Origin of the sequence: Xenorhabdus innexi (assembly GCF_002632485.1) — a bacterium.
Lineage (GTDB): Bacteria > Pseudomonadota > Gammaproteobacteria > Enterobacterales > Enterobacteriaceae > Xenorhabdus > Xenorhabdus innexi.
Window position 1 is genome coordinate 1 of sequence record NZ_NIBU01000082.1, and the last position, 11456, is coordinate 11456.

The 11456-nt window shown below is 40.3% G+C and carries 8 protein-coding genes and 5 pseudogenes; 9 read left to right on the plus strand and 4 right to left on the minus strand.

The window, feature by feature from the left end; all coding sequences use genetic code 11:
- The 6 genes from Xinn_RS18345 to Xinn_RS18370 all read left to right on the plus strand — a co-directional run.
- On the plus strand, positions 1-667 hold a 667-nt coding region (locus Xinn_RS18345), incomplete at its 5' end, for an AfsA-related hotdog domain-containing protein (protein WP_280176153.1).
- 26 nt (positions 668-693) lie between these two features.
- Complete coding sequence (locus Xinn_RS18350; protein WP_086955292.1) at positions 694-2067, plus strand: FAD-dependent oxidoreductase; 1374 nt, start codon at positions 694-696, stop codon at positions 2065-2067.
- A gap of 1 nt (position 2068) precedes the next feature.
- Positions 2069-3070, plus strand: coding sequence for a ketoacyl-ACP synthase III family protein (locus tag Xinn_RS18355; protein WP_086955291.1), 1002 nt, complete (start codon positions 2069-2071; stop codon positions 3068-3070).
- Entirely contained in the window at positions 3067-3756 is a 690-nt protein-coding gene (locus tag Xinn_RS18360; RefSeq protein ID WP_086955290.1) for an HAD family hydrolase, read from the plus strand. Before Xinn_RS18355 ends, Xinn_RS18360 begins: the two co-directional genes overlap by 4 nt.
- A gap of 52 nt (positions 3757-3808) precedes the next feature.
- Positions 3809-4798, plus strand: a complete 990-nt coding sequence (locus tag Xinn_RS18365) for an aldo/keto reductase (RefSeq protein WP_086955289.1) — start codon at positions 3809-3811, stop codon at positions 4796-4798.
- Positions 4799-4836: 38 nt separating this feature from the next.
- Positions 4837-6039 (plus strand): acetyl-CoA C-acetyltransferase, encoded by a 1203-nt coding sequence (locus tag Xinn_RS18370; protein WP_086956570.1) that lies wholly within the window; start codon positions 4837-4839, stop codon positions 6037-6039.
- 212 nt (positions 6040-6251) lie between these two features.
- Here the strand turns inward: Xinn_RS18370 and Xinn_RS18375 are convergent.
- The 3 genes and pseudogenes from Xinn_RS18375 to Xinn_RS18385 form a co-directional block, all read right to left on the minus strand.
- Positions 6252-7368 (minus strand): annotated as a pseudogene (locus Xinn_RS18375) (IS3 family transposase).
- Between the two features lie 147 nt (positions 7369-7515).
- Entirely contained in the window at positions 7516-8685 is a 1170-nt protein-coding gene (locus Xinn_RS18380; protein ID WP_169923613.1) for a serine hydrolase domain-containing protein, read from the minus strand.
- A gap of 41 nt (positions 8686-8726) precedes the next feature.
- Positions 8727-9644 carry a LysR family transcriptional regulator gene (locus Xinn_RS18385; RefSeq protein WP_169923614.1) on the minus strand — a complete coding sequence of 306 codons (918 nt, stop codon included), beginning with the start codon at positions 9642-9644 and terminating at the stop codon, positions 8727-8729.
- Positions 9645-9852: 208 nt separating this feature from the next.
- Here Xinn_RS18385 and Xinn_RS23570 point away from each other — a divergent pair.
- Together Xinn_RS23570 and Xinn_RS18390 are read left to right on the plus strand one after the other, a co-directional pair.
- A pseudogene (locus Xinn_RS23570) lies at positions 9853-9942 on the plus strand (IS982 family transposase); the annotation flags it as partial.
- Positions 9943-10030: 88 nt separating this feature from the next.
- Positions 10031-10323, plus strand: a pseudogene (locus tag Xinn_RS18390) (IS630 transposase-related protein).
- A 64-nt stretch (positions 10324-10387) separates the two neighbouring features.
- Here Xinn_RS18390 and Xinn_RS18395 read toward each other — a convergent pair.
- Positions 10388-11175 (minus strand): annotated as a pseudogene (locus Xinn_RS18395) (IS110 family RNA-guided transposase); the annotation flags it as partial.
- A 196-nt stretch (positions 11176-11371) separates the two neighbouring features.
- On the opposite strand from Xinn_RS18395, the pseudogene Xinn_RS18400 reads away from it, so the two are divergent.
- A pseudogene (locus Xinn_RS18400) lies at positions 11372-11456 on the plus strand (IS5/IS1182 family transposase); the annotation flags it as partial.

Genomic DNA, 11456 nt, shown 5'->3' on the forward strand with positions numbered 1-11456 from the left:
CATTTGTGCAACCGCAGTCACAGTCATGTTGTACGGTGGTAGCAATTTAGCCAGTGCGGCAGATTTACGTTCAGGTGAAATACGTGTCATTTTTTTCTCTATCAGTGTTGTTAATGAGGGTGACAACTATGCTGACAGAGAGGGACTTTCTCATAAGCATAACGAAGTTAATACTCTTATTTCAAAGCCATCGAAAATCACGGATGACATCTACGAGCTAGACATGCTTATTGATGAAGGGTGTCATTTAATGCTGGATCATCAAACTGGAAAACATGTGCAAGGCATGATCCTGATGGAAGCTGCGAGGCAATCCTTCCTGGCTGTAAGTGAAGAGTTCTTCATTCAGGAAGAAGCAACACCACGATACTTTGTGATCAATGAGATGAAAGCTGCGTATAAGAGGTTTGTTTTCCCAATACCTGCCATTATTAAATATAAAATCATCGATAAAAACACTTCCAATGCAGATAAGATGTCATTTACAGCAGAAATGGAGCTTTATCAAAGTGGACTTTGTGCTGCAACATTTTTTGTCAAATTTACAATTTTCCCAGCAGCGCGCATTTCAGAACGTGAAGGTAAATTAGCTGAAGAAGCAGTTGACTCCTTTATGCAGATTCAGGCGGCTAATTATGGTGATATGACGCTTCCGCAAGTGGGCTAACTATTTAAACACTTGAGGAAAAAATAATGAACGCAAGTCTATGTATAGTTGGTGGTGGACCAACTGGGCTTATGCTCGGCTGCCTAGCTCAACTTAATGGCATTAAAAGTATTATTATTGAAAAAAATGTTCGTAGAGACCATCGCCCAAAAGCGGTAATGATTCATGCGCGACAATTAGAGCTTTTTGACAGGATCGGTGTACTGGAAGATTTTCTGAAGAAGGGACTCGTTCAGGAAAAAATAAATTTCCAAAGAAATGACGGAATGAAATGGTCAATTGATTTCAATAATCTTGACTCAATCTTTCCATTTTATTTAAATATTACTCAGCCTGATATAGAGGAAATTCTTGAAAATCTGTATGTAGCTATAGGCGGTGTTCTACATCATAGTGTTGCCTATGAGGATCATTATGATGCTGATCATAGCGTAAAAGTACATTGCAAACGAGGCGGAGTAGATTCAGTTAATATTGACTGTGAGTTTTTAGTCGGATGCGATGGTGGAAGCAGTTCTGTCCGTAAAAATCTGAATGTTCAATTTGAAGGTAATACTTTTCAGGCTCCATATTTATTAGGCGAAGGGATACCCGATACTAAAATCAGCAGTTCTGCTACGAGCAGTATGCTTATAACCCCGAACGGAGTCGTATCATGGCTTCCCTTTCCTGATGGCCGTATTCGAATCGCCGGACCTGGGCTAAAAACTGCATCTGACACTGATTGTGAATTATCTGAGGATACTTTCCAGTCTTTGCAAGCAACTCTGGTTCCAAATGAATGGCCCAGGATTATTAGAACAGATCGTCGAGCATACTATCGTGTCCATAGCAGGATAGCTAATAAGTGGGGACGTTCACGAGTATGGTTAGCTGGAGATGCAGCTCATCTGAATCCTCCGGCAGGTGGTCAGGCACTAAATCTTGGATTTGGAGATGCGGAGTCAATAGTCGAATCAATCAAGGTTAGCCAAAAAGAGAGCTTATCTGCTGCTTTTATGAAGTATGAAGTTGAGAGAAAGTCAGTTGCTCAGTCGACATTACAACTGGTCGATATGATGCCTTTAGTTCAAAGAATGGCTCAAGCTGACGATACAACTTCAGAAGTAATACAAGATGAGCTTGATAAGTTAGCTCCTAAGCTGAGCCATTTATATATAGATCATTCTGCTACAGGACTGGATATTCTTGGTAGTGATAACATGACCATTCGATCTAGTATAGCTGTAGGGCGGAGATATCCATGGTGGTCTCAGAAGAGTAATTCAAATTCAATAACTCATAGAGGGATATTATTAACTGAGCTAACTAGGATAAAACCAAATCCATATTTAGATATCATCATCTCTCCTGATGGAATTGTCAGAAGCATCTCAAAAGTCAATACAGAGGTGATGTGAGATGAATGAAAGTAAATATTCAATAATTTCTCTAGGAAAATACATACCAGAAAACAAATTAACATTAAAAGAGTTAATAAAAAATTATCCCGATGAAAGAGAACGGCTTGAAAAGTATGGCTATAACTCAATAAGTGTTGAGCAATCATTGAGTTCATCTGCTATGGCTTTAAATGTAGTCAATAAAGTTTTAGAGACTAAATCAACGCAATTGAATCTTTCCTTGATCGTTTATGCATGTATTCACCACCAGGAAAATACAGGATTGTGGTGTCCAGCTTCTTATATACAGAAAGAACTGAAAGAAACAACAGCATTGCCAATGAGTATTCGACAGGGTTGCAACGGAGCAATGATGTCAATTCAATTGTCTATGGGATATCTCGATTCCTGTGATAAGCAATCCGGTTCACTTATCGTTGCATCTGATAAATTCAGCGGTACTTCTTTTGACCGAGTCACCAGCGACTATGGAATAGTCTATGGTGATGGAGCATCAGCCTTAATCATTGGGAAAGATAAAGGAATAGCTAAAATTATTGTGATTGAGACAGTCAGTGATCCTGTTCTTAATGAATTGCATCTCAATAAATCAGATACAACAAATAATGATTCACATTGGGATACTCGCAAGTCAAAAAAGAATTTTTTATCTCAATACAGCGAAGATGAATTAAAAAAGAGAACAAGAGAGGCACTTAACACTTTAAAGAATAGAATTTTCTTAGAAGGACGCAGTGAAAATGATGTTGTGAAAATCATTTTCCCTCACCTCAGCAAAGAGTTGTTGGAAAATAATTACTATCCTATTTTCCATAATGGTAAGAACAAATCTTTCAACGAATATGGTGAAACTACAGGGCATTTGGGTTCTAGTGACCAATTTGCATCGTTCCATGAACTGCTAATGTCAGGGCTCGTAGTTGCAGGAGATATTGTGCTTCTGATCGGTGCGGGTGCCGGATTCTCATGGACTGGAATGTTAGTAAGGATTGAGCAATGAATAAGATGGAAAATAAGCCTGTTGCTTTTTTTGATCTGGATGAGACCCTTATTAATACAAAAAGCATGTTTAGTTTTCTAAGATTCTATCTCGAAAAAATACATGGAGCTAGAGGAGAACGTAAATTTCAATTACGAATGAAAACTTTCTCAAGGCTTGCCAGACTGGGGGTACCAAGACAAGTAATAAACAGAGTCTATTACTTCATGTATATGTTTGATGATGTTTGTACTTTTAAAAATCTTGCATCCATGTGGTTTGACGACTGTATCCGAAGTGATAACTTTTTTATAGAACCTTTGGTAAAAGAATTAAAAGAGCATCAGAAAAATGGTGTGGAAGTATGCTTAGTTTCTGGTTCTTGCAGGCATATAATAAACCCTATATCAGAATATCTTAACGTTACAAACATCATTTGTTCTGAGCAAAAGGAAATAACGCATTATTTTACCGGTGGAATTAAGAAGCCTATGATCGGTAAAAATAAAAAAGATGCTGTATTAGCATTTATAAGAGATAAGAGTGGAATTAAACCTGAGGAGTGCTACGCCTATGGGGATCATATATCTGATATTGGAATGCTTGAGGTCGTAGGCCATCCAACAATTGTTGACCACAATAAGGATGATTTAGATCCTTTCGTCAAATTAGCAAAAGAACGAAATTGGAATATTATCATTCCATAATTAAGTTTTTTAAAAAAGATTTATTAACCATAATTGAAATAAGGAATTATTTATGAAAACTCGCATCTTAGGTAATGAAGGTCCTAAAGTTTCATCCATTGGACTTGGGTGCATGGGTATGAGTGAATTTTATGGTGCTACAAATGATAAGGAATCAATTTCAACGATTCACCATGCTATTGATCTGGGTATTAACTTCTTAGATACAGCTGATATGTATGGACCTTATATCAATGAAGAACTAATCGGTAAGGCCATCAATAAAGTTCGTGACAAGATTGTCTTGGCAACTAAATTTGGCATCGTTCGCGAGCCAAACAATGTAACAGGTCGAGGCGTTAATGGTTCAAAAAATTATGTAAAACAATCAGTTGAAGGAAGTCTTCGCAGGCTGAATACTGATTATATCGATCTGTATTATTTGCACCGAGTGGATCCGCAGACTCCTATTGAAGAAACAGTCAGCGCTATGGCCGAGCTTGTCAAAGAGGGTAAAATTGGGTGTATTGGTTTGTCTGAGGTGTCAGCATCAACCCTGCACCGCGCGCACAAAATTTATCCCGTTACCGCAGTTCAAAGCGAATATTCTCTCTGGACTCGTGATCCTGAAGATGAAATTATTGCGGCATGCAATGAACTAAATGTGAGTCTAGTCTCCTACAGCCCACTTGGCCGTGGCTTCCTCACCGGTTCATTAACAAATATCAATCAGCTTTCTGAAGATGATTATCGTCATACCAGCCCTCGCTTCCAGGGAGAGAACTTTAACAAAAACCTCGCATTGGTCAACATTGTCAAAACACTCTCTCACCAAGTTGGATGCACACCGGCACAACTTGCACTTGCTTGGGTTCTTTCTCGAGGCGAGAACATTGTACCTATTCCGGGCACCAAGCGTAGGAAATATCTTGAGGAAAATGTGAAAGCGGTAGACATAAATATTCCACAAGGCGTGTTTGATGAACTCTCCAGTGCATTTTCACAAAATATGGCTATTGGCAATCGCTATCCAGATGCGACTCAAAGCCTTCTAAATGGTTAAGGATAATTACCCTCTCAAGATATATGGAAATCAATCAGATGTCTCATTCTGTCAAATTTACGTCACCAAAATCTGTAGTGGTGGTAGGTGCAGCACGTACTCCAATTGGAAGCTTCAACGGAAGTCTTTCAAAAGTACCAGCTCATTCATTGGGTGCTACCGCTATTAAAGCTGCGATTAAGCAAGCTCAAATTAGTGAACATGAAGTAGACGAGGTCATTTTGGGACAGGTTTTGACCGCTGGATGCGGTCAAAACCCTGCGAGACAAGCTGCATTTGAGGCTGGTCTTCCAAAAGAGACTACCGCATATTTAGTCAATCAGCTATGCGGTTCGGGTTTACGTGCGATTATACTGGGCGTACAACAAATTCTGACTGGTCAATCATCAATTGTTGTTGCGGGGGGACAGGAGTCTATGTCGATGTCTCGGCATGCAACGCATTTACGTAATGGCATAAAGATCAACAACATTGACTTGCAAGATACAATGGTAACAGATGGATTGACAGACGCTTTCCATAGTTATCATATGGGAGTTACCGCCGAGAATATTGCAAGAGTAATGCTTATATCCAGAGAAGAACAAGATAAGTTTGCTACAAATTCACAAAATAAAGCCGAATCTGCGCAAGCTTCAGGAAAGTTCGTCGACGAGATAGCTCCTGTCATCGTTCAAACTCGCAAAGGCGACCAAGTTATCGAGTCTGATGAGTTTATCCGACCGGGAACTACCATCGAAAGCCTTGCGCGTTTAAAACCTGCATTTGCCCAAGAAGGTAGCGTTACTGCGGGCAATTCTTCGGGTCTCAATGATGGTGCTGCTGCCGTCATTTTAATGAGCGAAGATGAAGCTCAGAAACGTGGCCTGAAATCACTTCTGCGCATTGTCTCATGGGCAGTAACTGGTATTGACCCATCAGTAATGGGTCTGGGTCCCATATCTGCAACGAAGAAGGCACTACAAAATGCCGGTTGGGATATCAATGAGTTAAATCTGGTTGAAGCAAATGAAGCTTTTGCTGCTCAGGCGTATGCTGTCGTATCTTCACTTGAACTAGATCCTAAAATAGTTAACGTCAATGGTGGAGCTATCGCTTTAGGCCATCCTATAGGTGCATCAGGTGCCAGAATTTTTGTTACTCTCCTATACGAGATGAACAGGCGAGGAGCTCGAAGAGGTATTGCGACACTCTGTGTGGGCGGAGGTATGGGCCTTGCAGTTTGCGTAGAGCTTAGCTGAGATTGAAAAATGGAGGGGGGCTAAAATGCCTTCCCCAGAAAGTAATTAACCCGATATATGGACACCAACTTAATTTAAGTGGATGTGGAAATTTTTCTGACAATGTAGTCGCAAACATATATTCGGCTTCAGTGAGCCCTGATGAAAATCCGCACTCTCTGCCCTCATTAATTCAGCAGCCTCGAGTGTTGTGGTCAACAAAAGTTGGTCATTCACCGAGAGTTTTCCCAAAATAATCGTTCTGATTCATTCGGCATCATTCTATTGTTATACCAATGGGGACGAACTTGGCTGTAATAGCCGGTTATGTAATCGATAATTGCCCGATAGGCTTCTTTCAGACTTCGATAACCCGTTAATGGGAGCCATTCGGTCTTTAGACTTCTGAAAAAGCGCTCCATGGGGGCATTATCCCAACAATTACCCCGACGACTCAGGCTTTGCTTGAATGCTTTACTGGTATAATGGCTGCCCTGCTCGCTATGAAACATCACACCCTGTGGTCTTCCCCTTGATTCATAAGCCATCTGGAGTGCCTTTTCGTTAACGCTGAATCCGATGAAGAAGACATGGCCCAGCCAATCGGTTTATGGGCAAACAAATCAATCACGACGGCCAGATAAGCCCAGCCGTTGCTTGTCCGCACGAAAGTGACATCCCCACACCAGACCTGATTGGGTTCAGTCACGGCAAATTGACGCCCAAGATGATTGGGGATATCCGCATGTTCTGGTGTCTCTCGTTTGTATTTATGCCTTGAGGGCTGGCGACTCACCAACCCCATTTCGGCCATTAATTTTCCCGCCAGCCAACGACCTAATGGCCTGCCTTTTGCCGTGATCATCGTCGCAATACTGCGGGCTCCCGCCGAGCCCCCACTTTCCTGAAAGGCTCAACGGATCAGGCTATTAAGCCGAAAACTTCAGGGTCGGGCTGGGTATCCCGCGCTTGCCAGGCCTGATAACTGCTACGGTGAACGCCAAATAACTGGCAAAGCAGAACAACGAGATAATGCACTCTGAATCTTTCAATTAACGCAAATAATTGATGGAGTCCGAGATCAAGAGTGGTGTAGCCTTTTTTATGATTTCATTTTTTTCAAGGCGTTGTAATTTTTTCTTCAACGCCCGAATTTCGCTCTGCTCCGGTGTGATGGGTGTTGCTTTCGGCGAGAGTCCTTGTCGTTCATTCCTTAGCTACCTCACCCCTCTTCCCATGGCAGACTTACTGACTCCCATGGCTTTGGCGGCTTCGATAGCAGAATAGTGGTGTTCAAGTACCAGCAATGCTGGCTTCCAGTTTATATTCGGAACTAAAATGTCTTTGCATAATGTCACCTGTTTTGTGTTGAGGTAAGGATATCACTCTTATAAGGTGCCCAAACTCATTGAACCACATCATTTTCTTAAATGAGTGGTATTATCAAAAAGTGTCCGGTTTTTCTTGAGTAGAGTACACTTCAGACGAATATAAGCTTCAACAAATATGACGATAAATCTCATCTCTTAAGTTAATAGTTAGATCTCCCATCATTCCTTCATAGGCAGTATTAGTCAGAAGAACTGCAGTAAGTTCAGTAATCGGGTCAATAAACCATGAGTGTCCATATACTCCTCCCCAAGACAAAGTTCCTTTTTTTTGAGGAGTATTGGCAATATCTGGATCAACTAATAATGCTCCACCATAACCGAATCCCCATCCGGGTCCTAATGACATGGAGAGTGAACTTATATGGGGGTAGAAAATACTGTCTCTGATTTCTTTTTTGATAAATGAATTACTATTCCTTAATGATTCTAAAATAATAGTAATAGCATCAATATCACCATACATCCCTGCACCACCCGATAAATATTCTTTTTTATTATAAGCACGAGATGGTGAAAATTTAATAAAACCATCCATGCTGTCTGGGAATGGAACGCACATATTATCATTAATTTGGCTTAGCTCCGAACGGTCGTTAAAATAAGGAACTGCGAGTTCTACATCAGATGGACAAACAAAACCTAACCCATTAATATTTAGAGGTGAAGAAATCAATTCGTTAATGGCATCTTCGAGATTTTTATTTGTTATTTTCTCTATTACTGCGCCAACAACATCTAAGCCTAAAGAATAGTTCCAGTCTTTACCTGGGAGAAATTTCAAATCGGCTTTGCAGAGAAGTTTTAGATTACTTTCCAATGACCGTTCTGAACAGTCAAGACCATCGGAAATTTTCAGATTATTATATTGAGAATTACTGGTTTCTTGAAAAGAATAGCTAAGCCCAGATGAATGGGTAATTAATTGGTGCAAATTTATTTCAGGATGATTTCCATTTCTATCCTTAGGTGTGAAATATGGAAGCCAATTAGTTACCGGATCTTCCAGATTAACTTCGTCTGCTGAAACTAACCGGAGCAGTGCCGCAGTCACGATTGGCTTACTTATTGAAGATAAACGAAACTTTGTTTCTGTTTTCATCGGTGCATAGCTTTTAAGACAAGATAAGCCATGCGCTTTACGATAGATAAGATTACCTTTATACGAAATCGTTGCTACAGCACCTGCCAGCTTTTTTTTTGCAATCGATTCTAAAAAAATAGAGTCTAATTTATTAGTTAAATTCATAACTGAAAGCGGGGGAGATAAGTATTCCATTTCAATATCCATAGTTAAGATGGCGATTGTTAAATATGAATTTAGTTATTTATACCAGAATGAACTCTATGAATATCAGTTATAAGTTTTGCATTATTAAAATCAATATCTGCGCGATATATTATCTGTATCTTAATGCTTAATTCTTCCGACTCTTTCTCAACGAGGGGTATGTAAGCCAAATTAGATCTTTCATTAAGTGTAATTGAATGAGGAACAATTGAAAATCCTTCACCAGCTGATATGAGAGATAATAAAATGTGGTTATCACCGGGATCATGTTTTCTTTTCATATTAAAACCTCTTGAAAGAAAAAAATACTCGCACTTGTCGTAGTATTCTTTGTTTTCATTTCTCTGAAACCAAAACAGATGTTCATTCTTTAGGTCAATCAGGCTTATTTCTTCTTTTGATGATAAAATATGGCTCTTAGATATCGCTACGTACATTCTCTCTGTAACTAAATGAAGTAATTTGTAATCAAATTCAGGTATTGGGGATGGTGTTCCTATTATTGCCAAATCAAGTTTCTTTTTAGATACCAAGTCGCTTAATTTTTTTGAGTAACCATAAGTAAATGAGACAGAGTCGCTGCCCAGTTTATCAGTTAGAAATTTTCTAATCTGGTTGAAGATATTTGGAGAGTGTACAGAGGTGAAACCTATATTCCAATTGCACTTCTCTCCTAGTGAGAAGGCATCCATTTTCTTCTGTATTTCGAGAAATTGCTTTCTAAGAAGAGGTACTTCTTTATGAAATGCCATACCTCGACTGGTCAGTTGCACTCCAGCTTTTGATCGTGTGAACAATGGTCCTCCGAGGATATTTTCGAGTTCTTTAATCTGACGACTCAGAGGGGGTTGGGTCATGTGTAATCGTTCAGCTGCAATACGAAAACTACCGCAGTTTGCTGCCATTAAAAAGTATTCCATTTGGCGAAAAGTTGGCATTCCTCTCATAACTACCCCTTGCTTGTTTACAAAAAAATACACTACAAGGCAGAGCATAAACTGACTTAATAAAAATAGCTATAACTCACAAATATGATATTTTTATTAATGGAAATTTAATCCATAACAAGTACGTATGAATCTGGTCTCCAGAAAAACACCTAATTTTTTTAACTATTGCTAATTCTAACTTATTGTTGTATCACATCAATAATATGAAACACAGGTGCAAGCAGAGTGGGATAGAATAATGTTATTAAAGCTTTTCATCATCGAAACTATTAATGGTCGATTAAAACTCATTTCTTAAATAGAGCATTCTCGCCACCGAAGTATAGCAGAATCATAATACTATGTCATAATATCTAAATTCCAATAACAAGGCAGAGTTTGAAATGGGTTACAGTCTCGATTTCCGGAAAAAGTCCTAGCATATAAAGATAAGCACACGTTGACATTCGAGCAAACCAGTGACCACTTTGAGGTTTCTATCCGTACCTTATTTCGGTGGTGCAATAAACTAGAACCCTGTATGACACGGGATAAACCGCCGACGAAAATCAGCGACGAAACCCTTATCGCCGATGTCCAAAATTACCCCGATGACTATCAATGGGAACGTGCAAAGCGTCTGGGCGTCTCGCAGTCCGCTATCCATTACGCCTTGAAACGACTTAACATCACGTAAATCTATGGTCACTATATGAACGCATCCCGTTTGCAAGACAAAAGTTATTGTGACATTGAAGGTATAGCAGGGTAGGTTTTCCCCCCGTACTGTATTGTTGGGGGAACAAGTCCCATCGAGGCAGCAAAATCTCGGCTGCATGAAAATTGTTTGCCGTCACCGAGCTGAGATGAGAGTAGGCTGGAGTAATTGGCCCCCACACCCGGTACTGTCATAATGCATTGAGCCGCCTCGTCCGCCTTGAGGGACTGTTTTAATTCTAATTCCAACGCGGTTATTTGCTCGACAAGATAAAGGTAGTGGGCATGTAATGTCATCAGTAAACGGCTCAGATAATCGGGAACTTCGTGCTCGGCCAGAACCAGAGACAACCGTTTAATAACCGCCTCCCCCTTTTGGCAGGCTGATACCTAACTCCAGCAAAAAAGCATGCATGTGGTGAGTGGTTTTGACTCTGTCTCTGACGAGGGATTCTCTGACACGGTGTAGCGCTCTCATCGCCTGCTGAGTCTCTGTTCTCGGCTGAACAAAACGCATCTAAGGTCGTGATGCTGCTTCACATATCGCCTCTGCATCAACAAAATCGTTTTTGTTACTTTTGATAAAAGGACGAACAAACTGCGGAGATATCAACTTTACATCCTGGCCTTAGTCAGCGACGCGGCGAGCCATAAAATGGGCGCCGGCACACGCTTCCATCACGACGCTGGAGGATGAATATTCGGCTAAAAACGCCATTAATTTTGTACGGGAGAACTTTTTACGCAGAATGGCCTTGCCGGATTTGTCCTGACAATGGATGTGGAAAGCATGCTTACCGAGGTCAATACCAATAAGTGTCACGTTTTGTATGATAGCTTCTCCAGAAAGAAATACGCTATAAAGAGTATGCCTCACAGGGTGGGGGAGGCCATCTCATTATGCAAAAGCATTCCCAACATTTTATAAATATTCACAAAAAAATTTTTCAAGATGAACTAGATAGCGTCGTCATAAGTGACTTTGTGCGATAATAAGATTTGCATTCCATAAACAGAGTGAACTAACCATGAGCACACCTGCATACCGCCGTCACGATATTTCCGATCATGTCTGGAATTTACTTGAGCCCCACTTACCGGGTCGAAAAGGCG